The sequence below is a fragment of the Enterococcus alishanensis genome, assembly GCF_019218635.1.
Taxonomy (GTDB): Bacteria; Bacillota; Bacilli; order Lactobacillales; family Enterococcaceae; genus Enterococcus_A; species Enterococcus_A alishanensis.
In genome coordinates this window covers 179,875-206,840 of record NZ_JAHUZB010000002.1, presented here as the reverse complement: position 1 = coordinate 206,840, position 26,966 = coordinate 179,875, and the positions used below count along the sequence as shown (strand labels likewise).

Annotated in this window: 30 protein-coding genes; 8 read left to right on the top strand and 22 right to left on the bottom strand. The window is 36.2% G+C overall.

Annotation, left to right across the window (positions count from 1 at the left end):
* From pyrH to rpsB, 3 genes are all read right to left on the bottom strand, one after another.
* Complete coding sequence (pyrH, locus tag KUA55_RS04660; protein WP_218325018.1) at positions 1–723, bottom strand: UMP kinase; 723 nt, start codon at positions 721–723, stop codon at positions 1–3.
* Positions 724–848: 125 nt separating this feature from the next.
* Positions 849–1,730 (bottom strand): translation elongation factor Ts, encoded by an 882-nt coding sequence (gene tsf, locus KUA55_RS04655; protein WP_218325017.1) that lies wholly within the window; start codon positions 1,728–1,730, stop codon positions 849–851.
* A gap of 76 nt (positions 1,731–1,806) precedes the next feature.
* Complete coding sequence (gene rpsB / locus KUA55_RS04650) at positions 1,807–2,604, bottom strand: 30S ribosomal protein S2 (protein ID WP_218325016.1); 798 nt, start codon at positions 2,602–2,604, stop codon at positions 1,807–1,809.
* A gap of 271 nt (positions 2,605–2,875) precedes the next feature.
* Between rpsB and KUA55_RS04645 the strand changes: the two genes are divergently transcribed.
* The 6 genes from KUA55_RS04645 to phnX all read left to right on the top strand — a co-directional run bounded on the left by KUA55_RS04645 (position 2,876) and on the right by phnX (position 8,739).
* On the top strand, positions 2,876–3,349 hold the full coding sequence (locus KUA55_RS04645; protein WP_218325015.1) for an arginine repressor: 474 nt from the start codon (positions 2,876–2,878) through the stop codon (positions 3,347–3,349).
* Between the two features lie 162 nt (positions 3,350–3,511).
* Positions 3,512–4,270 carry an ABC transporter ATP-binding protein gene (locus tag KUA55_RS04640; RefSeq protein WP_218325014.1) on the top strand — a complete coding sequence of 253 codons (759 nt, stop codon included), beginning with the start codon at positions 3,512–3,514 and terminating at the stop codon, positions 4,268–4,270.
* Positions 4,263–5,984 (top strand): ABC transporter permease subunit, encoded by a 1,722-nt coding sequence (locus KUA55_RS04635; RefSeq protein ID WP_218325013.1) that lies wholly within the window; start codon positions 4,263–4,265, stop codon positions 5,982–5,984. Before KUA55_RS04640 ends, KUA55_RS04635 begins: the two co-directional genes overlap by 8 nt.
* Positions 5,866–6,849, top strand: coding sequence for an extracellular solute-binding protein (locus KUA55_RS04630; protein ID WP_218325012.1), 984 nt, complete (start codon positions 5,866–5,868; stop codon positions 6,847–6,849). The genes KUA55_RS04635 and KUA55_RS04630 overlap by 119 nt, the downstream gene beginning before the upstream one ends.
* 11 nt (positions 6,850–6,860) lie before the next feature.
* Positions 6,861–7,952 (top strand): 2-aminoethylphosphonate--pyruvate transaminase, encoded by a 1,092-nt coding sequence (gene phnW, locus KUA55_RS04625; RefSeq protein ID WP_218325011.1) that lies wholly within the window; start codon positions 6,861–6,863, stop codon positions 7,950–7,952.
* Positions 7,942–8,739, top strand: coding sequence for a phosphonoacetaldehyde hydrolase (gene phnX, locus KUA55_RS04620; protein WP_218325010.1), 798 nt, complete (start codon positions 7,942–7,944; stop codon positions 8,737–8,739). The genes phnW and phnX overlap by 11 nt, the downstream gene beginning before the upstream one ends.
* Positions 8,740–8,823: 84 nt before the next feature.
* On the opposite strand, the gene KUA55_RS04615 is transcribed toward phnX, so the two are convergent.
* The 10 genes from KUA55_RS04615 to galE form a co-directional block, all read right to left on the bottom strand.
* Positions 8,824–9,897 (bottom strand): BMP family lipoprotein, encoded by a 1,074-nt coding sequence (locus KUA55_RS04615; RefSeq protein WP_218325009.1) that lies wholly within the window; start codon positions 9,895–9,897, stop codon positions 8,824–8,826.
* A gap of 112 nt (positions 9,898–10,009) precedes the next feature.
* The gene (gene argS / locus KUA55_RS04610; RefSeq protein ID WP_218325008.1) at positions 10,010–11,701 is read right to left on the bottom strand and encodes an arginine--tRNA ligase; all 1,692 of its coding nucleotides are present in this window, start codon (positions 11,699–11,701) and stop codon (positions 10,010–10,012) included.
* Positions 11,702–11,972: 271 nt separating this feature from the next.
* A complete protein-coding gene (gene argF / locus KUA55_RS04605) occupies positions 11,973–12,986 on the bottom strand; it encodes an ornithine carbamoyltransferase (RefSeq protein WP_218325007.1) in 1,014 nt (337 codons plus the stop codon).
* A gap of 128 nt (positions 12,987–13,114) precedes the next feature.
* Positions 13,115–14,134, bottom strand: a complete 1,020-nt coding sequence (gene tsaD / locus KUA55_RS04600) for a tRNA (adenosine(37)-N6)-threonylcarbamoyltransferase complex transferase subunit TsaD (protein ID WP_218325006.1) — start codon at positions 14,132–14,134, stop codon at positions 13,115–13,117.
* Entirely contained in the window at positions 14,127–14,555 is a 429-nt protein-coding gene (gene rimI, locus KUA55_RS04595; RefSeq protein WP_218325005.1) for a ribosomal protein S18-alanine N-acetyltransferase, read from the bottom strand. The genes tsaD and rimI (KUA55_RS04595) overlap by 8 nt, the downstream gene beginning before the upstream one ends.
* Positions 14,548–15,090, bottom strand: a complete 543-nt coding sequence (gene rimI / locus KUA55_RS04590) for a ribosomal protein S18-alanine N-acetyltransferase (protein ID WP_218325004.1) — start codon at positions 15,088–15,090, stop codon at positions 14,548–14,550. Before rimI (KUA55_RS04590) ends, rimI (KUA55_RS04595) begins: the two co-directional genes overlap by 8 nt.
* Entirely contained in the window at positions 15,074–15,775 is a 702-nt protein-coding gene (gene tsaB / locus KUA55_RS04585; RefSeq protein WP_218325003.1) for a tRNA (adenosine(37)-N6)-threonylcarbamoyltransferase complex dimerization subunit type 1 TsaB, read from the bottom strand. The genes rimI (KUA55_RS04590) and tsaB overlap by 17 nt, the downstream gene beginning before the upstream one ends.
* 114 nt (positions 15,776–15,889) lie before the next feature.
* On the bottom strand, positions 15,890–16,870 hold the full coding sequence (locus KUA55_RS04580) for a LacI family DNA-binding transcriptional regulator (RefSeq protein ID WP_218325002.1): 981 nt from the start codon (positions 16,868–16,870) through the stop codon (positions 15,890–15,892).
* A gap of 11 nt (positions 16,871–16,881) precedes the next feature.
* The gene (gene galT / locus KUA55_RS04575; RefSeq protein WP_218325001.1) at positions 16,882–18,363 is read right to left on the bottom strand and encodes a UDP-glucose--hexose-1-phosphate uridylyltransferase; all 1,482 of its coding nucleotides are present in this window, start codon (positions 18,361–18,363) and stop codon (positions 16,882–16,884) included.
* 14 nt (positions 18,364–18,377) lie between these two features.
* On the bottom strand, positions 18,378–19,370 hold the full coding sequence (galE, locus tag KUA55_RS04570; protein ID WP_218325000.1) for a UDP-glucose 4-epimerase GalE: 993 nt from the start codon (positions 19,368–19,370) through the stop codon (positions 18,378–18,380).
* A 142-nt stretch (positions 19,371–19,512) separates the two neighbouring features.
* Here galE and KUA55_RS04565 point away from each other — a divergent pair, with 142 nt between their 5' ends.
* Positions 19,513–19,680, top strand: coding sequence for a DUF3042 family protein (locus KUA55_RS04565; RefSeq protein ID WP_218324999.1), 168 nt, complete (start codon positions 19,513–19,515; stop codon positions 19,678–19,680).
* Between the two features lie 42 nt (positions 19,681–19,722).
* On the opposite strand, the gene KUA55_RS04560 is transcribed toward KUA55_RS04565, so the two are convergent.
* The 9 genes from KUA55_RS04560 to KUA55_RS04520 all read right to left on the bottom strand — a co-directional run bounded on the left by KUA55_RS04560 (position 19,723) and on the right by KUA55_RS04520 (position 25,803).
* Positions 19,723–20,073, bottom strand: coding sequence for a DUF488 domain-containing protein (locus KUA55_RS04560; protein WP_218324998.1), 351 nt, complete (start codon positions 20,071–20,073; stop codon positions 19,723–19,725).
* A gap of 60 nt (positions 20,074–20,133) precedes the next feature.
* Positions 20,134–20,535 carry a rhodanese-like domain-containing protein gene (locus KUA55_RS04555; protein WP_218324997.1) on the bottom strand — a complete coding sequence of 134 codons (402 nt, stop codon included), beginning with the start codon at positions 20,533–20,535 and terminating at the stop codon, positions 20,134–20,136.
* An 18-nt stretch (positions 20,536–20,553) separates the two neighbouring features.
* On the bottom strand, positions 20,554–21,507 hold the full coding sequence (locus tag KUA55_RS04550; protein ID WP_218324996.1) for an ROK family glucokinase: 954 nt from the start codon (positions 21,505–21,507) through the stop codon (positions 20,554–20,556).
* Positions 21,500–21,715, bottom strand: coding sequence for a YqgQ family protein (locus tag KUA55_RS04545; RefSeq protein WP_218324995.1), 216 nt, complete (start codon positions 21,713–21,715; stop codon positions 21,500–21,502). Before KUA55_RS04545 ends, KUA55_RS04550 begins: the two co-directional genes overlap by 8 nt.
* A gap of 64 nt (positions 21,716–21,779) precedes the next feature.
* The gene (locus KUA55_RS04540) at positions 21,780–22,442 is read right to left on the bottom strand and encodes a rhomboid family intramembrane serine protease (RefSeq protein ID WP_218324994.1); all 663 of its coding nucleotides are present in this window, start codon (positions 22,440–22,442) and stop codon (positions 21,780–21,782) included.
* Between the two features lie 8 nt (positions 22,443–22,450).
* Positions 22,451–22,996, bottom strand: coding sequence for a 5-formyltetrahydrofolate cyclo-ligase (locus KUA55_RS04535; RefSeq protein WP_218324993.1), 546 nt, complete (start codon positions 22,994–22,996; stop codon positions 22,451–22,453).
* A gap of 54 nt (positions 22,997–23,050) precedes the next feature.
* Entirely contained in the window at positions 23,051–24,034 is a 984-nt protein-coding gene (locus tag KUA55_RS04530; protein ID WP_218324992.1) for a FecCD family ABC transporter permease, read from the bottom strand.
* On the bottom strand, positions 24,031–25,011 hold the full coding sequence (locus KUA55_RS04525; protein ID WP_281419005.1) for a FecCD family ABC transporter permease: 981 nt from the start codon (positions 25,009–25,011) through the stop codon (positions 24,031–24,033). Before KUA55_RS04525 ends, KUA55_RS04530 begins: the two co-directional genes overlap by 4 nt.
* A gap of 3 nt (positions 25,012–25,014) precedes the next feature.
* Positions 25,015–25,803 carry an ABC transporter ATP-binding protein gene (locus tag KUA55_RS04520; RefSeq protein WP_218324991.1) on the bottom strand — a complete coding sequence of 263 codons (789 nt, stop codon included), beginning with the start codon at positions 25,801–25,803 and terminating at the stop codon, positions 25,015–25,017.
* A 161-nt stretch (positions 25,804–25,964) separates the two neighbouring features.
* Here KUA55_RS04520 and KUA55_RS04515 point away from each other — a divergent pair, with 161 nt between their 5' ends.
* Complete coding sequence (locus KUA55_RS04515) at positions 25,965–26,900, top strand: ABC transporter substrate-binding protein (RefSeq protein WP_218324990.1); 936 nt, start codon at positions 25,965–25,967, stop codon at positions 26,898–26,900.
* The last annotated feature ends 66 nt before the right edge of the window (positions 26,901–26,966 follow it).

Genomic DNA, 26,966 nt, shown 5'->3' with positions numbered 1-26,966 from the left:
TTATTTCCCCCTCACTGTTGTTCCGATATTTTCTCCCAAAACAACTCGTTTAATATTACCTGGTTGGTTTAAGTTGAAAACTACGACTGGAATATCATTATCCATACTTAGAGAGCTTGCTGTCGAATCCATTACTTGCAATCCTTTAGCAATCACATCTAAGTGAGTTAATTCATCGAACTTAACGGCATTTGCATCCAATTTAGGATCGGCTGAATAAACACCATCAACATTATTTTTAGCCATTAAAATCACATCTGCATCAATTTCAGCAGCACGTAATGCTGCAGTAGTGTCAGTAGAGAAATATGGATTCCCTGTTCCACCGGCAAAAATAACAATCCGACCTTTTTCTAAATGACGTTCTGCTTTACGGCGAATATATGGTTCGGCAATTTGACGCATTTCGATTGATGTTTGTACACGGGTTGGTACACCAATATTTTCTAACGCATCTTGTAGCGCTAATGCATTCATCACTGTCGCCAACATGCCCATATAATCTGCTTGTGCACGTTCCATACCCATCTGTGCGCCTACATTTCCACGCCAAATATTTCCGCCACCAACAATAATTGCCATTTCGATACCTAATTCGTGAACTTCTTTAATTTCTTCTACGATTTCTTTGATAATTGGTGGATTAATACCAAATCTTTCATCGCCGGCTAAAGCTTCGCCACTTATTTTTAATACTACGCGTTGATATCTTGGTTCTGTCATTGTCATACCTCCAGAGTTGCTCTAATCATATTTTAGCATAAATTTTCTCTGAAACCTATTGAGTTATGCTTAAAAAAAGGGAGCGCACAAAAGATGCGTTCCCAATCCTGTTTTTTCAAACAGTTTTATTTTTTCACTTGATTCATAACTTCTTCAACAAAGTTATCTTCGCGTTTTTCGATACCTTCGCCAACTTCAAAACGAACGAAGTCTTTAACTGTAGCACCTTTAGATTCAACATATTTTTCAACTGTCATATCTGGATCTTTAACGAATGGTTGGTCAACTAAAGCAATTTCTGCTTTGAATTTGTTTAGACGGCCTTCAACCATTTTCGCAACGATTTTTTCAGGTTTGCCTTCGTTTAAAGCTTGTTCAGTTAAAACTGATTTTTCATGTTCTAACTCTTCAGCTGGAATTTGGCTTTCGTTTACATAACGAGGATTAATTGCTGCCACATGCATTGCTACATCTTTAGCAATCGCTTCGTCAGTTGTACCATCTAAAACAGTTAATACAGCGATACGACCGCCCATGTGTAAGTAACCACCGAAAGCAGCATTGTCAGCTTTTTCTAAAACTTTAAAACGACGGAAGCTGATTTTTTCACCAATTACTTGTGTTGCTTCGATTAATTCTTCAGAAATTGTACCATTTGAAGCTTTAAGAGCCATTGCTGCATCTAAATCAGCTGGTTTATGTTCAGCTACTAAATTAGCGATTTCTGCTACTAAGTTTTGGAATTTTTCATTTTTTGAAACAAAGTCAGTTTCTGAGTTTACTTCAACAATTGCTGCAAAATTTCCGTTGATTGCGACTGAAGCTAAACCTTCAGCTGCAATACGATCATTTTTCTTAGCTGCTTTAGACATTCCTTTTTCCCGTAAAAAATCTACAGCTTTGTCCATGTCGCCTTCTACTTCTACTAATGCTTTTTTAGCATCCATCATACCTACGCCTGTCATATCGCGTAATTCTTTTACTAATTTAGCTGTTACGTTTGCCATTTTAAATGGTCCTCCTCTAATTTTTCTAAAAAAGCTGCTTCAAAGCCTTACCTTTGAAGCAGCTAAAGCTACAAAATTATTCTGCTGATTCAGTAGTAGCGTTGTCGCCTTCTACTGCTTCAACGATTTCTTCGATTGAAGTTGCTTGTTCGCCAGCTTCTGTTGCGAAATCTTCAGCACCAATTTGATCTTCGCCTTGGTTACCTTCGATAAATGCGTCAGCCATTTTTGCAGTGATTAATTTCACGGCGCGAATTGCATCATCATTTGAAGGGATAACTACATCGATTTCATCTGGATCACAGTTTGTATCCACCATTGCAACGATTGGGATATTTAATTTGTGTGCTTCTTGCACAGCAATACGTTCTTTACGAGGGTCCACGATGTACATTACATCAGGAATTCTAGGCATATCAGCGATACCGCCTAAGAATTTTTCTAAACGTTCACGTTGTTTGTTCAAACCAGCAACTTCTTTTTTAGGTAAGACTTCAAAAGTTCCTTCAGCTTCCATTGCATTGATTTGTTTCAAACGAGCGATACGTTTTTGGATAGTATCCCAGTTAGTTAAAGTTCCACCTAACCATCTGTGGTTTACAAAGTACTGACCAGAGCGGATAGCTTCTTCTTTAATTGCTTCTTGGGCTTGTTTTTTAGTTCCTACGAATAATGCAACGCCGCCATCTTCAGCAACATTTTTCATGTAATCGTAAGCTGCATCTACTAATTTGACTGTTTTTTGTAAGTCAATGATGTAGATACCATTTCTTTCTGTGAAGATATATTTCTTCATTTTTGGGTTCCAGCGACGTGTTTGGTGACCAAAGTGTACGCCGGCTTCTAACAATTGTTTCATAGATAATACTGACATTTGTGTTCCTCCGTTTTTGGTTTTTTTCCTCTCGTGATTTTTAAAGCTCATTTTCAAACTCTCTAATTAGAAAGCACCTTAAAAATAATCTAATCACGATGTGGATTTTTGCCTGTAGTCTCCTACACACAATTTAATATTATACAGTAGGCTAATGGGAAAAGCAACTTTTTCTCTTTCTTATAATTTTCCCAGATGAAACTAATATTTATAAATATTTTTACAATGTTCTGCTATAATTAGTGCATAAAATTTAATTAGGAGAATTTTTATGCGTAAAATTGATCGACATAATTTAATTAAAAAAATCATTGTAGAAAATCCCATTCGGAACCAAAATGAATTAATGGCTTTATTAAATCAAGAAGGGATTCATGCGACACAAGCGACCATTTCTCGTGACATTCGTGATTTAAAAATTGTCAAAACTATTGATGACACTGGACAGCCACAGTTTAAGTTGTTCCAAGAAAATCCTGAACCTTCTGAAGACGATGAGATGAAACGACTGATTAAGATGTCACAAGAAATCATCGTTAACGTAGATCGTGTACAATTCATGACCATTGTAACTACCTTGCCTGATAATGCCAATTTAGTTGCTGCGGTTTTAGATGAACTAAATAATCCATTGGTTGTGTCCACAATGGCGAGTTATGATACCATTTTTATTATTTCACGGACAGAAAAAGATGCCGAACATGTCCAACAATTTTTAACCGATCCAACCAACCATAAACTTTAAAAAAAATACTGGGAGTAAACAAATTTTTGTTTACTTCCAGTTTTTTATTTACTTAAAATTTACAATCTCAATCAGTTAATCACAATCTTTATTTATATTTTTCATGAAGTTGATCAGAACTTAATACTGTTTCGCTAGACTCAAATCAAAGGAGTGAGTCATGTGTTAGTTATTAAGAATCTATCAAAAGCTTTTCATCAACAAGCCGTATTAAAAAACATCAATTTAACTATAGAAACTGGTGAAATTGTTTCAATTCTAGGACAATCTGGTTCTGGCAAAACAACCTTACTAAATATTATTTTAGGTTTAGATCAAGCAACAGAAGGACAATTGTTTTTTAACAACCAAGATATAACCACTGTCCCGATGGAAAAGCGTCCTTTTAATATCGTGTTTCAGGACTATGCTTTATTTCCAAATTTAACGGCTTATCAAAATCTAACTTATGGTTGTAAGAAAAAACAAGTTCCCCAAAACGAGATAAATGAATTGGTTGATTTATTGAATTTATCGCCTCATTTAAACAAACCCATCCAACAATTATCTGGCGGACAAAAACAACGGGTTGCTTTAGGCCGTACTTTAATGACCAAACCAGAAATCCTACTGTTAGATGAACCTCTCTCTGCTTTAGATGGCGTGATAAAGGAATCAATCAAGCAAAAAATCCAAGAAATCGCCAAAAAACTAAATTTAACGGTCATCATCGTCACCCATGATCCAGAAGAAGCCATGACTATGTCCGACAAAATTGTTGTCCTAGACGAAGGCACCATTGCTCAATGTAGTACACCAGCAGAAATTATTACGCAAACAAGTAATCGATTTGTTGAAGAGTTCATCATTCAACAATTAACTTTAAAACAGCAGAATATTCAGCAACTATTCCGACAGGCGCAGGGAATGTCTTATGAATAAATTGAATTTACAAACAAGCTTAAAAATACTCTTAACTGGATTCTTTCTTCTATTTTTGTTTTTACCCGTGGGATCCATTTTCTTTACTGCTTTCCCTTTTGAAGGAAAAGATAATTGGACAGTGTTTCTGGCAGTCTTTAACCAAGATTGGCAAGTTGCTTTTGCAAATAGTTTATTCTTTTCAATTTTAGCAGCCACTATTGCGACATTATTGGCCTTTTTATTAGCTTATGGAAATAATTTTACCGGTATCAATCAACGCTTTTTAAAGAGTCAAAGTCACGTATTGCAGCTACCAATGCTGATGCCAACAATCACCTATGGCTTTGTCCTGATCTATGCTTTTGGCACACAAGGACTTTGGGGGAAATATCTGCATCACTATTTTTCAATTTATGGTCCTTCAGGTGTAGTTCTTGGATTTATTATCTATATCTTGCCACCTTTATTTTTACTAATGAATAATTCGATGCGTTATTTGGATACCCGTTTATTTATTATTTCTAGATTAATGCAAGATAATATTTGGCAATCTCTTAAAAATACGATTCTACAACCCATGCTACCAGTGATTGTGGTGGCTTTCTTGCAAGGGTTTTTTATGAGTTTTACTGATTTTGGTATCCCAACAGCTTTGGCAGGTCAGACACCTTTTATTACTACCTTATTGTATGAGGGTTTTATGGGGACGATTCCGAATTTTCAATATGGTGCCATGATTGCTTTAACAATGCTATTACCTTCTATTATTAGCATTTATATTTTAAATCGACTGCAAAAGAAAGTGGTCGCTTTTGACCAGACTGCCCAAAAGAATATCCGTGAAAATAAAATTCGGGATTGCTTTTTTGCAAGCATGTTTTTACTTACGAATGTATTCATACTAGGAATTTTCGCCGTTTTACTGATTATTCCTTTCGTAAAAATGTGGCCATACGATTTAGTACCGACCATGGCGCACTTTACAGTATTCAGGCAAGACCAAACGTTATTGCTGACTTTAAAAAACTCTTTATTGGTTGCAGGGTTAACTGCGATTTTTGGAACTATTTTAGCTTATACGGCAGCCTTATTTACTGCACGGGAAAAGCCTAATAAGTTGAATCAATTAATTGATAGTTTCGCAACAGTAACTAACTCAATTCCTGGAATGGTTTTAGGGATTGCTTATTTACTACTATTTAGTGGAACAGCTTTACACAATGGTTTACCAATTTTAATTTTTGTCACAATGGTTCACTATTTTGCTACTCCTTATCAGATGGCTAAAGATGGCTTGCAAAAAATGAATCAGAATTGGGAGAATACCGGACGATTAATGGGCGATTCTTGGTTAACCACCATCCGGCGCGTGTTGATTCCCAATTCAAAAATCACTTTATTAGATATGTTTAGTTATTACTTTGTTAACGGTATGGTAACAATTTCAGCGCTAATTTTCTTAACTAGTGCCAATACAATGGTTATGACGGCTAAGTTGAAAGAACTTCAACATTTCGGTCGCTTTAACGATATATTCTTCCTTTCACTTTCTATATTAATAATTAATATTTTAGTACAGGGAACGATTCAATTAATAAAAAGGAGCTTAACAAATGAAAAAGAAAACACTCGTAGCAATTGGACTCACTATTTCAGCATTATTATTCGGCGCTTGCAGCAGCTCGCAAGCAGAAAAAGATCCACAAGACGACAAAGTAGTGATTTACACTAATGCCGATGAAGAACCGGTCGAAGTAATTAAAAATGTCTTGGATCAAAATGGTTATCAAGATCAGTATGTTTTACAGTCTTTTGGTACTTCAGAATTAGGTAGCAAAATGCTATCTGAAGGGACAAATATTGAAGCTGATTTAGTGACTATGAGTACTTTTTATTTAACGAGTGCACAAGATAGTAAAAAAATGTTCAAACCAGTCAATACAACCTTAGAGCCTTTAGACACAATTCCAAATTATACAGCGCCATTTACGGTTCAAGAAGGAACAATTTTTTATAATACGGAAGCGTTAAAAGAAAAAGGATTACCTATTCCTGCTAGTTTAAAAGATTTAGCAAAACCTGTTTATAAAGGTGCTTTGTCAATTTCTGATATTAAACAATCTTCAACTGCATGGTTATTATTCCAAGCGCTAATCGATAACTATGGTGAAAAAGAAGCCAAAGAAATTCTAGCAGACATTTATAAAAATACCGGCGATCATCTAGAAGCTTCCGGTTCGGGACCAATTAAAAAAGTTCGTTTAGGCGAAGTAGCTATTGGTTTTGGCTTAAGACATCAAGCAGTTAAAGATAAAAACGAAGGTTTGCCGATTGATTACGTTGAACCAACCGAAGGAACTTATAGCTTAACAGAATCACTGGCTTTAGTTGACAAAGGTGAAGCTACCAATCCAAAAGCACAAAAAATGCTAAATACAATTTTAACTAAAGGTCGTAATAATCTGTTGGAAATTTATCCAAGTCCCCTTTATCAAGGTGAAGAAAACCAAGACTTAGATACCGCAGCAAAAAATAAAATTTTTCCACAAACATTAACTGCAGAGCTTTTAGCAGAACATCAAAAATTAATTGATTAGGAGTTTCATTTATGAATTATAAATTATTAACCCCGGGTCCTTTAACCACTTCTGACAGTGTTAAGCAAGCCATGTTAGTTGATCATTGTACTTGGGATCAAGAATATAAAGAAATCACACAAACGATTCGCCAAGAATTATTGCAACTGGCCCATGTCACATCAGCTGAATACACAACGGTTTTGATGCAGGGAAGTGGCAGTTTTGGTGTTGAATCTGTATTAAGTTCAGTCATTGCACCCACAGATACGGTATTAATTTGTGTAAATGGTGCCTATGGTCACCGCATGGTTCAAATGGCAGAGCGTCACAGATTAAGTTATTATGTCTACGAAGTCAATGAAAATGAAGTGCCAAGAGCAAAGGATATTGAAAACATTTTAATCAGCTATCCAGAAATTTCAGCTTTAGCCATCGTCCATAGTGAAACAACTTCTGGAATATTGAATCCTTTAACAGAAATTTCAAAAGTGGCAAAAGAAAACAATTTACTCTTCATTGTTGATGCCATGTCTAGTTTTGGAGGAATTGAATTAGACGTAGCTGCTTTAAAGATTGATTTCTTGGTTTCCAGTAGCAATAAATGTATTCAAGGGGTGCCAGGATTTTCTTTTGTAATTGCTAAAAAAATAGCTTTGGAGAAACGAAAAAAACATGCTCGGACACTTTCACTAGATTTGTATGATCAATACCAAGTGATGGAAAAAGATGGTAAATGGCGATTCACTTCTCCCACCCATACAGTGTTAGCCTTTTTGGAAGCTTTAAAAGAACTAAGAAAGGAAGGCGGCATCAACCAAAGACATTTACGTTATTTGGCCAACAATCAGTTATTAAGAGAAAATATGGCTGATCTTGGGTATGAGAGCTACTTATCGGAGCATCAAGGACCGTTTATTACCTCCTTCATGTTTCCAACAAAAAATTTCTCGTTCACCAATTTTTATCAGCATTTAAAAGATCATGGTTTTGTGATTTATCCTGGGAAAATCAGCCAAATAGATTGTTTTAGAATCGGCAATATTGGTGAAATTTATCCCACAGATATCCAAAAATTAACTGAAGTTATCGCTACTTATCAGGAGGTTGCAAATGTCATTTAATACAGTTATTTTTGATTGGGCTGGAACCACAGTTGACTATGGTTGTATGGCTCCAGTCAATGCCTTTAAAAAAGCATTTATCGAACACAAGATAGAATTAACCAACCCAGAAATTCGTGAACCAATGGGGCAATTAAAAATAGACCACACTCGGACACTTATCAATAGTCAAAAAGTACAAGAGCAATGGCTAGCCCATTATCAAAAACTGCCTACTGAAAAAGATGTGGCAATTATTTATGCAGCTTTTGAAAAATATTTATTTAGCGATCTAGCAGCAAATTCCCAATTAAAACCAGAAACATTGCAAGTCATGGAGGCTTTAAAGCAAGAAGGTTTTAACATCGGCTCTACCACTGGCTACACCCGTCAAATGATGGAAATCGTAGCCGCAGAAGCGCAAAAACAAGGTTATTCGCCAGATTTTATTGTTACACCCGATGAGGTAGAAAATTTAGGTCGACCTTATCCTTATATGATTTATCAGAATATGCAACACTTTAAAAATCTTTCCTTAAAAGAAGTAGTAAAGGTCGGCGATACTCGCTCAGATATTGAAGAAGGAAAAAATGCCGGCGTATTTACTGTAGCAGTGATTGAGGGCAGTTCGGAAATGGGCTTGTCGCAAGCAGAATATGAAGCTTTGGATGTACGACAAAAACAGCGCTTGATCGTGAATTTAGAGGACCAATTTCACCATTGGGGAGCGGATTTATGCGTAAAAAATCTTGATGAACTAGTTGAGTATTTGGCAAAAGAGAATCAAAAAATAAAATTGTTTGGTTAAACATTTCAGTTGCAACGTAAATAATTAGCAATATAATTCCCCATAATCAAAGGGCTATGACGAAATTCGTCACAGCCCTTTGATTTATTTTTCTGGAACAATTAGTTCACCACTAATTATTTTTTCTCTGGCAGCATTTACGGCAGTTAACGTTTCTTCATCTAATTGCCCATCAGTTAAATCAACACCGTCTTCTTTAAGACCAAAAGTCAAAAGTTTTCCACCAGGAAATTTGTCGGTATAGGAATAATTAGCAATTTCTTCAACCGCTGAGCCAACATTCTTTTTAGTTGAAGTCAGGCAGAAATTTCCTGTACTACCATCAGCCATCTCGTAATCTCCTTCATCAGATTGATCACGATCAACACCAATTACCCAAACTTTTTGATCTTGATTATTTTCGTTGCGGGCCTTTGCTTCTTGGAAAACACCAGCACCAGTGCTACCAGCTGCTTGATAAATGATATCGGCTCCAGCTTCATACATTGAAGCAGCAATTGCTTTCCCCCGATCAGGCGCATCATACGAAGCAGCATATTGACTATTAACAGTAATTTCTTTTTCTAACGCTTCTGCGCCAGCAGCAACACCGGCTTCAAAACCTTTTTCAAAACGTGCAATGACTGGCCCTTCCATACCGCCGATAAACCCGACTTGATCTGTTGTAGTTGAATAAGCTGCCGCTAATCCGGCTAGATACGCACTTTCTTGATCATTAAAGGTAGCTGACACTACATTATCAACATCTTCCACTTCACCATCTACTAAAGCAAAATTTAAACTCGGATTTTGTTCAGCCGCTTCTTTAATGGCATCGGCTTGTAAATAACTCAAACTAATAATGGTTTGAAATCCATTTTCGACTGCATTGGCAATATTTGTACTATTGTCTGCTGGTTCATTGGTTTCAATATAAGTAAAATCTTTTTTCTCAGTCAATCCTTTTTCTTTACCCCAAGCTTCTAGACCTTCCCAGCCAGCTTGATTGAAAGAACGATCATCCACACCGCCAAAGCCGAGAACCAAAGCAATTTTCCCACTATCTCCTTGATTATCAGATTTCGACGTTTCACTACCATTGCCACAACCTGCTAAAACGCCCAAAAAAGCTAATACAAATAATCCCCGTAAAAATTTCACTCTTTTCCCTCTTTTCATTCAAAATATTTTGATAATTGCCTGTTAATTATAACACAACCATTAGGTGTCTTGACAGTTATATGAAAATTTGCGGGAAAAAAAAACGGAGACACTAATCTCCGTTAAAAAATTACATTTTGTTAGGCGCTTCTACGCCTAGCAATCTTAAATCTTCTTTCAAGATTACTGTTACCGCATAAACTAAAGCAAGACGTGCTTCTTTTCCTTGATCTTCTACCAATACTTTTGTATGGGCATAATATTTATTAAAGGCTTGCGCCAATTTAATCGCATGTTTTGCAATAACTGATGGCTCATACTGATCCGCAGCTTGAGTGACTGTTTCTGGGTAAGTTTGTAATAGTTTGATGATTTCCCAGCTATCAGCGTCATTTAATTGATAACTCACTTTCGCATCTGGCTTAAAGTTGGCTTTTTCTAAAATTGTCATTGCCCGCGCGTGTGTATATTGTACATATGGCCCTGTTTCCCCTTCAAAACGAACGACCTCTTTTAAGTCAAAATCAAAATTATTTAAGCGATCATTTTTCAAATCATGGAAAATTACAGCTCCAACACCGACTTGATGAGCTACTTCTTCTTTATTTGGCAGATCAGGATTTTTTTCAACAATTTGTTGTAACGCCGAGTCTTTTGCTTCATTCAAAACTTCTTCCAGTAAAACAATCTTCCCTTTACGAGTAGATAATTTTTTACCATCCTTAGTAATTAGACCAAATTTTATATGTTCCATATTATCAGACCAATCAAAGCCCATTTCTTTTAAAACTGCTTTTAATTGCTTAAAGTGAACGGTTTGTTCGTTTCCAACGACGTATAAAGATTTTTCAAAGTTGTAAGTCCGTTTGCGATAAATCGCTGCTGCTAAGTCGCGAGTGATATACAAAGTTGCACCATCAGATTTTTTAATCAAAGCTGGATTTAAATTATATGCTTCAAGATCAACAATTTCTGCCCCTTGATCTTCTTTCAATAAATGTTTTTCTTCCAACATAGTTACTACTTCAGCCATTTTGTCATTATAAAAAGCTTCACCGTTGAAAGAATCAAAGGTAATACCTAACATATCATAAATATTATTAAACTCTTTTAATGATTCATCTCTAAACCATTGCCATAACTCTAAGGCTTCTGCATCATCTTCTTCTAGTTTTTTAAACCAAGCTCGTGCTTCGTCATTTAATACCGGTTCTGTCTCAGCTCTTTCATGAAACTCAACATACAAACGCAATAACTCGGTAATTGGCGCAGCCTTAACGGCTTCAGCAGATCCCCATTTTTTATAGGCAACAATTAATTTACCGAATTGAGTTCCCCAATCTCCTAAATGATTGATTTTTACTGGTTGATAACCAATTTTTGCTAAAATCAAACTAATTGAATTCCCGATAACTGTTGAACGTAGATGGCCCATCGAAATTGGTTTGGCAATATTTGGCGAAGACATATCAATCGTGACATTGTTTTCATTACCAATATTGCTGTCACCAAAATGATTCCCGTTAGCAACTACTTCTTTTAAAACGGCTTGACTAATAACTGTTTTGTTCATAAAGAAGTTTAAATAAGGTCCGACAACTTCAATTTTTTCAAAATCAGTTGAATCAATTTTCTCAGCGATGTCTGCTGCAATTTGTTGTGGCGCTTTTCTAAAAATTTTAGCTAAGGCAAAAGTTGGAAATGCTACATCTCCATGGTCGGCTGATTTCGGTTTTTCTAAAAAATTAACGATTTGATCATAAGATAATTCATCACCAATTGCTGCTTGTAATGCTTTTGCTACGATTTCTTTATTATTCATTCCTGTTTCCTCCCTTAAACGCAAAAAAAGTCCCTGATGTAAAAACATCAGAGACGAGAATTCCCGCGGTACCACTCTTATTGTCGTAAAACGACCTACTTTTCTATAACGGTAGCTGCCGTTTCATCTCAAAAGTGCGATCTTTACCTTCCATTTATCTGGCTTTCACTAACCCAGACTCGCTAAAAATTTCCGATAAACAATTCTTTTTCTACGATGAAATAAATATTTGAACTCATCTTATCAAATATTTTTCCATCTGGCTAGTCAATTATGCTTTCGGAATAAATAAATTTCCTAAAGTTGCAGCCATCACCGCTTTAATCGTATGCATTCGATTCTCTGCTTGTTCAAATTGATGAGCATATGGCGCATTAAAGACTTCATCAGTGACTTCCATTTCGCTCAAGCCATATTTTTCTTTGATTTCTAAAGCTACTTCCGTATTTAAATCATGAAAAGCTGGTAAGCAATGTAAGAAGATAGTTTTATTATTTTTCGTTTTATTCATCAATGTTTGGTTCACCTGATAAGGCAATAACAAATCAATCCGTTCTTGATAATTGTCTTCTTCACCCATAGATACCCACACATCAGTATAAATCACATCTGCTCCTGAAACACCTTCATCAATATCTGCTGTAATCAGAATTTTTGCACCGGATTGAGCTGCCGTTTTTTCTGCTAAAGCAATTAATTCCTCTTTCGGATATAAACTTTCAGGTGTGACGATATGAATATTTACACCTAAAATTGCTCCGGTAATTAATAAAGAATTAGCAACATTATTTCTACCATCTCCAACATAAGCCAAAGTAAGATTCTCTAAAGTTCCAAATTGTTCTTTAATGGTTAAAAAATCGGCTAACATTTGAGTAGGATGCCAATCATCTGTTAAACCATTCCATACCGGTACCCCTGAATACTTAGCTAAATCTTCCACAACTGCTTGTGAAAAGCCTCGGAATTCAATCCCATCAAACATACTGCCTAAAACCTTTGCTGTATCGGCAACCGATTCTTTTTTTCCTAATTGAATATCATTTTTTCCTAAAAACTCTGGATGCGCACCTAAATCAATCGCTGCTGTAGTGAAAGCCGCGCGGGTTCTAGTGGACGTTTTTTCAAATAGTAAAGCAATATTTTTTCCTGCTAAATAATGGTGTTGGATATTTTGTTGTTTCAAGTGCTTTAAATGAGCTGCGAAATCTATCAAATTATTCAGCTCTGCCTGGTTAAAATCCAATTCTTTTAAGAAACTTTTCCCTTGAAATATTGAATACATAAACTACCTCCGCGTGAATATTTAATCAAAATATTCATTTAAAATTTATTTTTATTCATTTTACCTGATGTTTTTGCAAATTTCAAGCAAAATAAAGAATCGTCGAATATTTTTCGACGATTCTTAAATTAGATGTGTTCAAAAGCCAAACTTGGGTCAGCATTTAAGTCCATAGCTGCAAACTGTTGTTGTTGCATTTCGATTTCAGCAGCAGCACCAATCATGGCTGCATTATCGCCACACAAACGTAGAGGTGGTACAACAAAGTCTAATTCAGGAAAATATTCAGCAATTTCTTGACTAAATTTCTCTCTTAAGCCTTGATTAGCTGCAACGCCACCGGCTAGAACCAATTGATTTACATCATATTCGGTACAAGCCCGTAAAGTTTTAGTCACCAACGTTTCGATTACACTAGCTTGAAAACTAGCGGCCAAGTCTTCTTTAATTAATATTTCATTTCGTTGTTCGGCATTATGTACTAAATTTATAAAGGCACTTTTCAGTCCGCTAAAGCTAAAATCATAATTGTCTTCTTTTAACATGGCACGAGGAAAATGATAAGTATCCTTTCCAAGATGCGCCAATTGATCGATTTCACGACCGCTAGGATAGCTTAAACCCAACACCCGTCCAACTTTGTCATAAGCTTCTCCGGCAGCATCATCTCGTGTTTCACCAATAATTTCATAAGAACCATCTTTTGCCATGTAAACCAATTCAGTATGACCACCGCTGACTAATAAAGCCATCAACGGGAAATTCAAGGGTTTAACTAATTTTGCTGCATAAATATGTCCCGCCATATGATTTACTGGAATCAGTGGTAAATTGTTCGCCCAAGCAAAAGCTTTAGCAGCACTTAAGCCTATTAATAATGCCCCAACCAAACCAGGACCATACGTTACCGCAACTGCTGATAGATCTTTTGCTGTTACCTTTGCTTCAGTCAGTGCATCTTCTAAGCAAAGAGTAATTTGTTCCACATGATGACGACTAGCCACTTCTGGTACGACTCCGCCAAAACGTTTATGGCTATTAATTTGCGATGCGACAATATTTGATAAAATTTGATTGCCATTTTCAATTACTGCGACACTGGTTTCATCACAGCTACTTTCGATTGCTAATATTAATTCTCTATCCATTTTCTTTTCCTACCTTTAAGGCCATCAATACCGCATTTTCCGTGGGTTGATGATAATAATTTTTCCGCTGACCAATTTTCTCAAAACCTTTTTTTAAATAAAAGTTTTGTGCCTGAAGATTTGACTCTCTTACTTCTAAAAAAATAGTTTTGACTTGTTGCGACTCTGCAAACTCAATTAGTTTCTTCAATAGTTCACTGCCTAAGCCCTTTTGTTTAGTGGCAATATTGGTAATTTCAATCTCATCTAAAACATGGTGGATACTTAAAAATGCCTCTGACAGATCATTGCCGGCAAAAAAATAATGACTGTGGTCAAGTGCTAAGTCACTTTCGAAATCACGGATCTGCCATGGACTACCGTATTCGTATGCAGTTTGGCAAATATCCCAGACTATTTGTGGTACTTCATCCTTAATCATCTATTTTTTTCACCATTTCCAAAGCGTCTTCTTGGTCTTCTGTATAATAATTTACGTGAACCTGAGCCAAATCAAAACCAAAACGACGATAAAGTCTTTGGGCCGCATGATTTGATGCCCGCACTTCTAATGACATCGTTTGGCAGTGATAAGATCGTGCAAATTTTTCTGTTTCTGCCAATAAATAGCCGCCAATCTTTTTATTTTGATAGCTTGGTTTAACTGCAACATTTGTAATATGATTGTCTCCAGACATGACCCGACTACCAATAAAAGCTACCAGCTCACTTTCTTTGAACACACACAAATATAGATGAATCATTGGAGAATAAATTTCAGAAATAAAGGCACTTTTACTCCACGGAGCAAAACCAGCGTAAACATCTTTTTCCAATTCAATAACCATTGATACATCGCTATTTTTCATCGTTCTCACAAAAAAAGTTTCATTGTTTATGATAACTTCTTTTGGCGTAAAGTTTGGCTGTTGTCCGTAAATTAAACTTCTTAAAAATCCGCTAAACTTTTTCAACATAGTCACTGCCTGCTTCATGGGTAGCTAACCATTTTTCTTCTGCTTCTACACGTTTTAAATAGGCTGGAACAAAACCATCAATATTGTTTTCCGGCAAAAAGTCCTCTGCTAATTTGGCCAAGACTGCGCCGCTAGGTAAATTCAACTGACTTATTGTAACTTTTGCGTCAGGAATCATCGTTTGAATGTCTGACAAGAACTTTTCAGCTTCCCCCACAAAAATAGCTTTTTGTTGTAATTTATTTAATAACTCAGGCAGAGGAATATGTTGGTCTGGTAATACATTTGTCAGCTTATTGTCTTGCCATTGATAAATTCCCGCGTAAACATTATTTCGACGGGCATCAAAGATCGGTACAATCAATTCATCCGTTAGAATATTTGCTGCAATTCCAGCCAAACTTGATACCCCTACCAATTCAATATCTAACGTTTTGGCCAATGTTTTTGCAGTTGTTACGGCAATCCTAATACCAGTATATGACCCTGGTCCCTTTGCCACCACGATTCGATCCAAATCAGCTGGAACTAAATCACTGGCTTTCATAACTGCCTCAATAGCAGGCATCAAAGTTAAACTATGGTTGGTTTTTTTATTTAATTGGAAATTAGCAATGACTTGATCATCTACCACTACCGCAACTGTTAAGGCTTGGTTAGATGTATCCATGGCTAAAACTTTCATTTTCTTTCCTCGCTTTTTTAAGATAACGATAGTTTAACATAAAATAGTTTTTGGTTATAGCCTCTGTGTTTCACCAAAAAAGCAAAGCAGACTGAACTACTTTGCTTTTAAAGATTAGCTGACTGAATCTCTTATTATTAATTTTGTACTTAACATAATTTTACGAGAAACTGGTGGCGGCTCTTTAATATTTTCTAACATAGTTGTTACTGCTAATTCGCCCATCCAATCAGTTTCAACCTTAATCGTTGTTAACGGTGGTGATAAATATTGCGCCACACTGATGTCATTAAAACCAACAATTGAAACGTTTTTTGGAATGAGATAACCTTTTTTCTTTAACGCCTGCATCGCACCAATCGCTAATGCGTCACTAGCACAAAAAAACACTTCAGGAATAGCTCTTTTTTCCTTTAAAAATAGTTTGATGGCTTTTTTTCCTGCCTCAACGGAAAAATGATCAGCAACGATATAATCAGCTAATAAATTTTGCTGAGTACTTGAAGCTTTAAAAAACTTCAATCGGGGATCGGGAATTTCTTGCTGGCTACCTTTTGTATATTCCTTGCCACTTAAAATAGCCACATGTTTAAATGATTTTTCTTGGAAGAAGGCCAGTAGTTTTCCAATACTTGCTTCAAAATCAACAATAATAGAATCAACATTTGCTGCAGTCCCATCAAAATCAACGAGCAACAAATGGTCATCCAGTTTTTTTAATTTTTGAATCTGCTCTGTATCAAATTTTCCCACTGCAATGGTTCCATTTACAACTGTTTCTGATAACTGTTCAAAAGACTCTCTCAATAACTGGATATTCAGCTCTTCTGCTTTTTTCTCAATCCCCATTCGAATCGAATAATAGTATAAATCTGCCAATTCTTCTTGACTGTCATACCATTGGAGCAAACGAATGACGGTCGCTTCTTTTTTACTTGGGCGTTTGTGTTTGGTATAGTTCAATTCCTCTGCCGTGGCAAAAATTTTAGCTTTTGTTTGCTCACCGACAGATAAGGTCGCATCATAATTTAATACACGAGAGACTGTGGCTGGTGAAACACCGGCTTGTTTGGCAATATCACGAATTGTTGCCATATTTTCTCCCCCTACAAAGAATCAGTAAATTTTTTAAAAGCATTTTGCCCTTTTTCATTCCGCTTAAAGACACCTGCGTCTTCTAAGACACGTGCAAAAACCTGACCAACTGCCTCTTGAACAACTTTTTCTACATTTTCTGTGGTGATTTCTTTTTCTTGCTTCAGGTTATCTGCCCAGGCAATATGATATTCAGAGATTTTATTGGGTTGATCTAATAAATACTTTTCAACCTCAGCTAATTCGGGTTTCAAACGAGGTGGTAAGATAGCTAGACCCATTACTTCGATCAAACCAATATTTTCTTTTTTAATATGCTGAACATCAGGATGAGGATGAAAAATCCCGTCAGGATATTGTTCTGAAACATTATTATCCCGTAAGACTAAATCAATTTGAAAGACCTCATCGACCTTTCGCGCAATCGGTGTGATGGTATGATGTTGAACGCCATCAGCTGTTTCAGCAACAACTTCCACCGTGGAATCCGTATATTTTTGCCATTGTTTTAAAACATAATCTGCTGCTAGACTTAAATCTTGAGAATTTTTACTGATTAATCGAATTACAGACATTGGCCATTTAACGATCCCTGCATTTACTTCAGGAAATCCTGTTAAATTAAAAGCATGTTCGATCTCAGCAACCGCCATCGGAAAAGTATGACGCCCCCCTTGATAATGGTCATGAGATAAAATCGAGCCTCCGACAATTGGTAAATCAGCATTAGAGCCCACCATATAGTGAGGCAAGACTTCAACAATTTTCAACAGTCGTGTAAAGGTTGCTTGGTTAATTTTCATCGGACGATGTTCTTCCGACAAAATAATGCAATGCTCATCATAATAAGCATATGGAGAATATTGTAAGCCCCAAGACTCTCCATCTAAATTCATTCGAATAATCCGGTGATTTGTTCGAGCAGGATAATTTAGACGACCTTTATATCCTTCATTTTCCATACATAATAAACATTTTGGATAATCGACTTTGACTGCATTTCTTTCAGCAGCAATTTGTTTTGGATCTTTTTCTGGTTTCGACAAATTAATGGTGATTTCTATGGTACCGTAGTCTGTTTCAGTAGGAAAAATAATATTTTGAGCAATTTCCCGAGTCTTAATATAATTATTGTCACGACTTAATTGATAAAAATAGTCAGTCGCAATTTTTGGATCTTTTGAGTAGTATTGGGCAAAATAAGCATTTACCACTGATGGTGGTGGCGTTAGCAAGTCCATGATTTGAGCTTCTAAAATATCTCGTTCTGCCGGGATATCAGCTATCAATTGGTTCTCAAGTGCTTGAGCTAATAATTTTTCCAGCAAATCAAGGCTGTTCTCAGTAACCACCCGAACTTTTCTTTCTGTTAATACATCTTCACCGATTAAAGCCAATAATTTATTTTCTAAATAAATTCGATCCAAGTCCATCCAACCACCAGATTGAATGGCTAAACTAATAAAATCTGTCACAACTTGACTGATTGACATGTCTATTCCTCCGCTTATTTATCTCCATAACCATTTGGATGACTAACATGCCAATTCCAAGCAGTTTCAATAATTTTTTTAATATCTGTATATTTTGGATTCCAATCTAAAGTTTCTTTAACTTTGTCACTAGAAGCAACTAAACGACTTGGATCACCGGCTCTACGTGGGCCTACTAAAGCTTTAATTTCTTTGCCCGTCACTAAGCGTGCAGCATCCAGCATTTCTTTTACAGAGTAGCCATTATTTGAACCTAAATTGAAGAAATTGCTGGTATTTCCTGCTTGTAAATATTTTAAAGCCAAAATATGCGCATCTGCTAAATCTTCTACATGGACATAGTCGCGAATACAAGTCCCGTCTGGCGTATCATAATCATCGCCAAAAATGGTTAAATGATCTCGTTGGCCTAAAGCAACCTGTAAAATAATCGGAACTAAATGTGTTTCCGGTGTGTGGTCTTCACCGATGCTAGCATCTTCTTTTGCACCTGCCACATTAAAGTAACGTAAGGCTACATAACGCATCCCATAGGCATTGTCACACCACTTCATCATTTTTTCCATCATTAATTTGCTTTCCCCATATGGATTTTTCGGGTTTGTCGGTACGTCTTCTGTAATTGGAGAAACGGTAGGTTCTCCATAAGTTGCAGCAGTTGAAGAAAAAACAATATTTTTTACTTTAAATTCTTCCATCACTTCTAATAAAATTTCCATCCCACCAACATTATTATTGAAATACTTCAAGGGATTTTCAACGGACTCTCCCACCAAGGAGCTAGCGGCAAAATGAACAACACCCTCAATGGCTTCTTTTTCAAAAACATGTTCCAAAAATTTCTTATCACGACAATCTCCCAAATAAAATGTTGCATCAGGATGAACTGCATCACGGTGCCCAGTTAATAAATTATCCACCACCACTACTTGATAATTTTTTTGAATTAATTTGTCGACTGTATGAGAACCGATATAGCCTGCGCCACCTAAAACTAGAATTGACATAAGGAATCTCCTTTCTAAGAGAAAAATATTTAGTAAACAAATTATATTTTGTTTACTAAATATTTACAAGTGTTTTATTCATAAAACTTTTCATTTTTTCCTTTTTCCTTCATAATAGAAATATAGAAAAGGGGATGATTTTATGGGAAAATTTTTCACAGGCTTTGTAACAGGGACCCTAACTACTGCAGCAGTTGTTGCAGGCTTTGTAATGGGTGTTAAAAAAACAGTCATTGATCCAATCGAAGAAAAAGAAGCGAAGATTGAAGAAAATCGACGTAAAGCACAAAGAAAACGGGTTTCTCGTTAAAAAATAGAGTGTCGGCAGAAAGAACGATTCCTGCCGACACTCTTATTTTTCTAGAACTTCTTTTAAGACAACTGCTTGATTATCTACTTGATCTTTGGCACCATACAATAAAGTAACTGTATCTTGAGTTGCTACAATTTCTTTTAATTGCATCAAAGCACTTGCTGCTTCTCCTTCAGCAAGTTCAGCTAAATAGCGCGTTTTAAACTCAGAAAATTTAGTTTCATCATGATTGAACCACTTCCTAAGCTCAGTCGATGGGGCCACTTGCTTCAGCCACAAATCTAATTGCGCCCGTTCTTTAGAAATTCCTCTAGGCCAGATTCGATCTACTAATACTCGATATCCGTCATTTTTTTCAGCCTCTTGATAGATTCTTTTAATTTTTATCATTCCAATGCCTTCTTTACAAAAAAGCCCATGAAAAATCAATAATTTCCACAGACTTCAAATTTAATCCAATTTTTTTTCTTTTATTTTACCTGTCCATTCTTCTAGTCCACCTTTTAAGATAAACAGATTCGTATAACCTTTTTTTCGTAAAAAGTTAGCTGTTCGAGCACTTAAAGCGCGACTTTGATCATAAATATAAATAGGTTGATCTTTTCTCAAAGATACATAAATTTCTTTTAATTGGGTATAAGGAAAACTCCGTGCACCTAAAATATGTTTCGCTTTAAATTCATCACGTTCCCTTACATCAATTACTTGGGCTTTACGCATCCCTTCTTGAAATTCTTCTTGTGTTAAAATAGTTGCCGAACGACGCGTCATTAGACGCACTCGTAAGCTTGAAAGCAGCATAACTGCTAAAATTGAAAATAAAACAATATTAATTACCCACCAAATTGACATCTCTTAAAATCTCCTCTTCTATTTCACTAACGAAGCAGCACCAATGACTCCAGCTTCGTTACCTAAAACGGCTAATTTAATTTTGGTACTTTCACGAACTTGTGGAAAAGTGAATTCTTCAAAATAAGTTTCCACACGACTTCTTAAAAATTCTCCTGCAGCTGATACACCACCACCGATGACAATTGAAGATGGATTTAAAGTGTTGCCCAAATTGCCACAAGCCAAGCCTAAAAAGTAACATACCTTATCTACAACCATTAAAGCCAAATCATCACCAGCTTGTGCCAACTCAAAGACATCTTTACTAGTGATATCTTCACCATTATCCAAGCGTGATTTTAATTCAGCCGAGCCGGCATATGCTTCCGCCATTGAACGAGCTACGCGCACAACACCAGTTGCACTGGCTACAGTTTCAAGGCAACCACGTTTTCCACAAGTACACATATAACCACCAGGATCAACAGTAATATGACCGATTTCACCAGCAGCTCCTGCAACGCCATGAAGTAATTGACCATTCATAATAATTCCGCCGCCAACACCTGTTCCTAAAGTCACGAAAACAACATCTGGATCATTTTCACCAGCACCACGCCAGCGCTCTCCTAGTGCAGCAACATTAGCATCATTATCCAATTTAAAAGGAATCTTAGTTCCTGCTTCAACTTGTTTTTTGACTTGTTGCAATGTTGTCCAATTCAAATTATAGGCACCAATAACTGTTCCATTGACAATATTAACACTACCGGGTGTCCCCATGCCAATACCAATAAAATCTGCGGCTTTCATATTAAATAAATCCAAATGATGATTAATTGAAGCAATAATATCTGGAACAATATGCGTCCCTTCATCTAAAATATTGGTTTCAACACTCCATTTTTGTTGGACATCACCATTCTCACTTAAGATAGCAAATTTAATCGTTGTACCACCTAAATCAATTCCTAATAATTTTTTACTCACGGTCTTCACCTTCCAAACTTTCTTCAATGTGATGCTCACGTTTTAAAATTCGCCAGCCGTTTAAATAAGTATCTCGATCAATCAAGTGACCGTCGTATAAATTTTTCAGTTCTATTTGCATCAGTTCAATATCATAAATTCTTTTGCCTAAATAGACATAGATGCCAAATTGTTTTAATAATTGCTGCACATCGTAGAGGCTCTCCACATTTTTCACATCCTAAATATTATACAAATAAGCCAATTGTTAAACAAGCACAAAAGTTAATTTTTTATGCTAATCCAACTTTTCTTAAACCGATTAAAATACAAATAACGGTAAAAAAGATTAAAAGTATAGCGCTAACTACCCGAGTTCGGACAGAAAAGCGATCTTTCGCTCCTGGAATACCCACGATTGCTCCAAGTAACCCACCACCAACAAGCCCACCAATATGACCCCAAATATCAATCGACGTGTCAAAAAGATTGAATACTAAATTTAACAAAATAAAGATGGTGAATTGTCTGGTTAAAGCCCGCATCGCGTAATTATCACGATAATGCAGACCAATCATTAGAAAACCACCAAAAATCCCAAAGATTGCGCCAGAGGCTCCGCCTGACAAAACATTGGGTTGGTTAAAAGCAAAGCCAGCTACACTACCAGTAATTCCTGATAAAAGATAGACAATGGCAAACCGCCAGTGACCAAAAATTGCTTCACATTGCTGACCCATAAAATATAAAACAACCATATTAAAGGCAAAATGCATCAATCCAAAATGAATAAAGATTGGGGTAATGAAGCGCCAATATTGGTGACCGTAAGCGATTGATAAGCTGGACATACCAAGCAATCTTTCAACTGAATCATATGGAATTAAAAATTGAATCAAAAAAACTGCTGTTGTAATTCCAAAAATGGTATAAGTAACATAAGGTTTATTCTTCATAAATTCTCCTATTCTGCAATAAATAGTTGCTTAACGGGTATATCATACTCTGCTGCTTGCCAGTCATCAGAAAGCTGTTCTCGATAGAGCAGACTGACCGTTTCTCCTTGATAATCCACCAAATAACGATCATAAAAACCACCACCAAATCCAATTCGTTTTCCTTGATGACTAAAAACCAATCCTGGAACAATCAATAAATCGATTTGCTCTTTGATAGCTTCGTTTTCTGTATCTGGTTCTTGGACACCAAATTTTGAAGTGTAAAAAGCTGTATTTTGATTAATCCAATGAAAGACTAGTCTTCTTCCAGGCATAGATTTAGGTACAGCAACTTTTTTTTGAGTTAAAAAAGCTTCATTTATGATTGGCGCCGTCGGAAACTCAATCTCGCTTGAAATAATGACACCAATTGATCTTGCTGCTTGCCAAGTTTGACTAGCAAAAAGCTCCTGATAGATAGCCTGTGCACGTCTACCTTTCTCAGATAGACTAATTTCTTTTAGAGTTTGGATCATTTGATTACGTTTTTCTTTCTTATTAATCGGGCTCATCTCCTATCCTTCGATACTACCAAAAAAGAACCAAAATAAAAAGAGGTCTTCCTCTTAATATTTTGGTCGTAGTAATTGAAATACAAAATAAGGTGCGCCAATGATTGAAACGATAATTCCAGTTGATAGTTCGCCATTGGTTACTATTACTCGGGCAATAATATCACTAAAAAGTAATAATACGGCTCCGATAAAGCCAGTCAAAAGTAAAGTTGTATTATTTTTTTTACCAGAAATCGTTCGGGCAATATGCGGTGCAATTAATCCAATAAAGCTAATACTACCAGCCATTGCGACACTAACCGCGGCAAGACAAACTCCGCAAAATAAAAAAGTCATTTGAGTTCTTTTTAATTTAATACCTAAACCAATCGCTGTCTCGTCACCTAATTCTAAGACCTCCAACTGACGCCCTTTTATTAATATAATTGGTAATAAAATCAGCAGCCAAGGTAATAGTAAGAAAACATGTTGCCAAGTAGTCCCCCAGATTGTTCCCGACAACCAAGAAGTAACCAATTGATAACTATTACTGGACGCTCTCACTGTGCTAATTAATGTTAAAGCCGAAATTCCTGCGTTAACAGCTACTCCCGCTATCAAAATACGATTAGGTGCTAAACGATGAGCCTGACGTCCAAAAAAATAAATTAAAGCAGCGGCAACAAAACTTCCTAAACAAGCTATCAATGGCAATCCCCAACTGGTGTCACTGCTAGAAAAAAAACTTAAGTAAATCAGGACTGTTAATCCAGCACCAGAGTTAATCCCTAAAATTCCAGGATCCGCTAGTTCATTATGCGTTACACTTTGAAATAAATAGCCTGAAATGCTCAATCCAATACCTGCTAAAATAGAAATCAGCAATCGTGGAAATCTAAAATCCAGAATAATTAATTGTTGCGCATAACTGGCATTTCCAGAAAAAAATTGATACAAGTCTTTACTACTAATCGGTAATGTCCCGATTGTTAAGCTGAAATAGGCACCTACTAACAATAGGATAAGCAGGAGGATCCAAATAACTTTCTTTTTCATAGACTCCCCTTCCTAATCTGCAACAATAAAAATGGGACTCCAATAATAGTTATAATTACACCGACAGGCGTTTCCGTCGGTGGTGCAACAAAACGCGCACCACAATCTGCAACAATAAAGAATAAAGCACCAAATAAAATTGATGCAGGTAAGACTGTCCGATAATCATAACCAACAAAATATCTCACAATGTGTGGCACAATTAATCCGACAAAGGCGATCGTACCTGCTAAAGAGACCGCTCCTCCGGCTAATAATAAAACCAAAAACATTGTCCATTTTCGAATTCTTTGAGGCTGACGTCCTAAAGCAATTGCTGCCTCATCCCCCATACTGAGCAGGGTAATTTGCGGACTGATTAATATAGTTCCGACTAAACCAATAATAATGATTGGTGAGATAATTTTTATTTGGTCCCAAGTAATATTCCCTGTGCCACCAACTAACCAGAAAGTGATGTCTTGATTCAAATTAAAAACCAAACTAATACTTTGGCTTAAAGAAGTAAAGAAGGCACTTATTGCAGCCCCTAACAAAACAATTCGAATAGGTGACATGCCAATTGAAGGTCTGCTAGAAGCAAAATAAATTATTAAAATTGCTACCAAGGCACCCAGGAATGAACCGATAATCGCATACATTGGCGAAGGAATGGGATTAAGCATGAAAATAATTGCCAATCCCAGACCAGCGCCTGAGTTTATTCCCAATAATCCTGAGTCGGCTAAAGGATTAGAAGTAATACCTTGCATCAAAGCACCTGAGGCAGCAAAACTCGCTCCAACAATTGCAGCTCCTAACATTCTAGGCAAACGTAACATTCTGATCAGTTGTTGATTTTGCTGTTGTCCATCAAAATTAAAGAGTGCGGGATAAATATCAGTCCATTTTGTTGTAACAGCACCAAAACGTAAAGAAATAATCATCGCAACTACTAAAAGCACCAGCACGCTAGAAAAAAAGATTCGTCTTTTCAACCGCTAGGCCTCCTTCTTTAAATTATAAGAAACAACAATTGGTTTACGATTTTCTGTCGATTCAATAATTGTTGCTTGAATATCAAATAGTTGTGCTAAATTTTCTGGTGTAAATATTTCTTTCGGCGTTCCTTGAAATGTTAAAATGCCTTCTTTCATACCTAAAATATGGTCTGAAAAACGTGAAGCATGGTTCAAATCGTGGATAGTCATTAAAATAGTTTTTCCTTGCTGATTAATAGTTTCCAACAACTCTAAAATTTCCAACTGATGGGCAGGATCTAAAAATGTAATCGGTTCATCTAAAATTAAAATATCGGTATCTTGTGCAAGTGCCATCGCAATCCAGACCCGCTGCTGCTGACCACCTGACAAAGAGGCAATTGGGCGATCCTTTAAGTGGGTAATGTTACAAGCATCTAGTGCCCAACGAATTAATTCATGATCCATTTGTTTCAAGCTAGAAAAACCTTTTTGATAAGGAAAGCGACCATATGCAACAATTTCTGCCACCTTTAAACCATTGACTGCTTGACTATTTTGAGATAACGAAGCAATTTTTTGTGCAACCTGTTTAGAATCTTGTCGCTGAACATCTTCTCCATCAACAAATACTGTGCCACTTTTTGGGATTAGGATTCTAGCCATTGCTTTCAACAGTGTAGTTTTCCCACTACCATTAGGGCCAATTAAACTAGTGATTTTCCCATCAGGAATTTCAATCGTGACATCCTTGATGACTATTTTTTTTTCGTAGCCAACCACTAAATCAGCTGTATGTAATTTGGTCATAAAAATTTTCCTCGTTTCTGTGATAACCATTCTCAATTATGGCGTTAAAAAAGTGTATCGTCAATCAAAATTTTGATAAAAAATCCAATTGACAGACAAATCTCTTTCAGTGATAATAATAGATGAGAAAGATTCTCAATTAAATCACGAGGAGTGCAAAAATGTTTAAGAAAATAACTTTCGCTACGATTTCTTTAGTTACACTATTTACACTGGCTGCTTGCGGTCAAAATAATAATGATACAACAGATAGTTCTAAGGCTGGTGACACTAGAGAATTAACTGATTCAATGGATCATAAAGTCGAGGTCCCAGATAAACCCAAACGGATCATCGCTTCATATTTAGAAGATTATCTTGTTGCTTTAGATGAAACACCCGTAGCCCAATGGACTGTCGGTAATGATTCAGATCAAGCTTATTTACAAGATCAGTTAAAAGATGTACCAAAAATAAATTATGATTTACCCTATGAAGATGTTTTAAGCTTTAATCCTGATTTACTACTCATCGGTTCTAATGCAACAGTCGAAAATGGAAAATACAAACAATATAATAAAATTGCGCCGACTTATGTTGTAACCAATGGTGATAATGTCACTTGGGAAGATCAATTAAATGATATTGCTAAGGTTCTAAACAAAGAAGACAAAGCCAAAGAAGTCGAGGCTGACTACAAAGATTTAATTGAGACAACTAAAAATGACTTAGCCAATAAAATCGAAGGAAAATCTGCAGCAGTTATCTGGGTGACTAACAATTCTGCTTTTATGGTGGCAGAAAATCGTTCAAGCGGTCGTCTATTATATGGTGACCTAGGCTTTGAAGTTCCAGAATTAACCAAAGACATCAGTACTGAAGCAACTTCCGATTGGACGCAAGTTTCTTTAGAAAGCTTATCCCAATTAGATGCAGATTATTTATTCTTGGTTAATAGTGATGAAGGTGCTGAAATGTTTAATGATGATTTATGGAAAAATATTCCAGCAGTGCAAAATAATCAATTATTTAGCTACGGAGCTGAAAGTAGCTGGTTATATAATGGCCCGATTGCCTACACTGAAATGGCTAAAGATGTCACTAATGCTTTAAAATAAATATTTTAAAAAAAGGGTCCAAGCTCAAAAAAATGAGTTTGGACCCTTTTAAATGACTATCTGTAC

Bases quoted from the DNA above. Each gene is read 5' to 3' on its own strand.
- pyrH (WP_218325018.1), bottom strand. From the start codon at position 723: ATGACAGAACCAAGATATCAACGCGTAGTATTAAAAATAAGTGGCGAA.
- tsf (WP_218325017.1), bottom strand. From the start codon at position 1,730: ATGGCAAACGTAACAGCTAAATTAGTAAAAGAATTACGCGATATGACA.
- rpsB (WP_218325016.1), bottom strand. From the start codon at position 2,604: ATGTCAGTATTATCTATGAAACAATTGTTAGAAGCCGGCGTACACTTT.
- KUA55_RS04645 (WP_218325015.1), top strand. From the start codon at position 2,876: ATGCGTAAAATTGATCGACATAATTTAATTAAAAAAATCATTGTAGAA.
- KUA55_RS04635 (WP_218325013.1), top strand. From the start codon at position 4,263: ATGAATAAATTGAATTTACAAACAAGCTTAAAAATACTCTTAACTGGA.
- KUA55_RS04630 (WP_218325012.1), top strand. From the start codon at position 5,866: ATGAAAAAGAAAACACTCGTAGCAATTGGACTCACTATTTCAGCATTA.
- phnW (WP_218325011.1), top strand. From the start codon at position 6,861: ATGAATTATAAATTATTAACCCCGGGTCCTTTAACCACTTCTGACAGT.
- phnX (WP_218325010.1), top strand. From the start codon at position 7,942: ATGTCATTTAATACAGTTATTTTTGATTGGGCTGGAACCACAGTTGAC.
- KUA55_RS04615 (WP_218325009.1), bottom strand. From the start codon at position 9,897: ATGAAAAGAGGGAAAAGAGTGAAATTTTTACGGGGATTATTTGTATTA.
- argS (WP_218325008.1), bottom strand. From the start codon at position 11,701: ATGAATAATAAAGAAATCGTAGCAAAAGCATTACAAGCAGCAATTGGT.
- argF (WP_218325007.1), bottom strand. From the start codon at position 12,986: ATGTATTCAATATTTCAAGGGAAAAGTTTCTTAAAAGAATTGGATTTT.
- tsaD (WP_218325006.1), bottom strand. From the start codon at position 14,134: ATGGATAGAGAATTAATATTAGCAATCGAAAGTAGCTGTGATGAAACC.
- rimI (WP_218325005.1), bottom strand. From the start codon at position 14,555: ATGATTAAGGATGAAGTACCACAAATAGTCTGGGATATTTGCCAAACT.
- rimI (WP_218325004.1), bottom strand. From the start codon at position 15,090: ATGTTGAAAAAGTTTAGCGGATTTTTAAGAAGTTTAATTTACGGACAA.
- tsaB (WP_218325003.1), bottom strand. From the start codon at position 15,775: ATGAAAGTTTTAGCCATGGATACATCTAACCAAGCCTTAACAGTTGCG.
- KUA55_RS04580 (WP_218325002.1), bottom strand. From the start codon at position 16,870: ATGGCAACAATTCGTGATATTGCCAAACAAGCCGGTGTTTCACCAGCC.
- galT (WP_218325001.1), bottom strand. From the start codon at position 18,363: ATGTCAATCAGTCAAGTTGTGACAGATTTTATTAGTTTAGCCATTCAA.
- galE (WP_218325000.1), bottom strand. From the start codon at position 19,370: ATGTCAATTCTAGTTTTAGGTGGCGCAGGCTATATCGGTTCTCATACA.
- KUA55_RS04565 (WP_218324999.1), top strand. From the start codon at position 19,513: ATGGGAAAATTTTTCACAGGCTTTGTAACAGGGACCCTAACTACTGCA.
- KUA55_RS04560 (WP_218324998.1), bottom strand. From the start codon at position 20,073: ATGATAAAAATTAAAAGAATCTATCAAGAGGCTGAAAAAAATGACGGA.
- KUA55_RS04555 (WP_218324997.1), bottom strand. From the start codon at position 20,535: ATGTCAATTTGGTGGGTAATTAATATTGTTTTATTTTCAATTTTAGCA.
- KUA55_RS04540 (WP_218324994.1), bottom strand. From the start codon at position 22,442: ATGAAGAATAAACCTTATGTTACTTATACCATTTTTGGAATTACAACA.
- KUA55_RS04535 (WP_218324993.1), bottom strand. From the start codon at position 22,996: ATGAGCCCGATTAATAAGAAAGAAAAACGTAATCAAATGATCCAAACT.
- KUA55_RS04530 (WP_218324992.1), bottom strand. From the start codon at position 24,034: ATGAAAAAGAAAGTTATTTGGATCCTCCTGCTTATCCTATTGTTAGTA.
- KUA55_RS04520 (WP_218324991.1), bottom strand. From the start codon at position 25,803: ATGACCAAATTACATACAGCTGATTTAGTGGTTGGCTACGAAAAAAAA.
- KUA55_RS04515 (WP_218324990.1), top strand. From the start codon at position 25,965: ATGTTTAAGAAAATAACTTTCGCTACGATTTCTTTAGTTACACTATTT.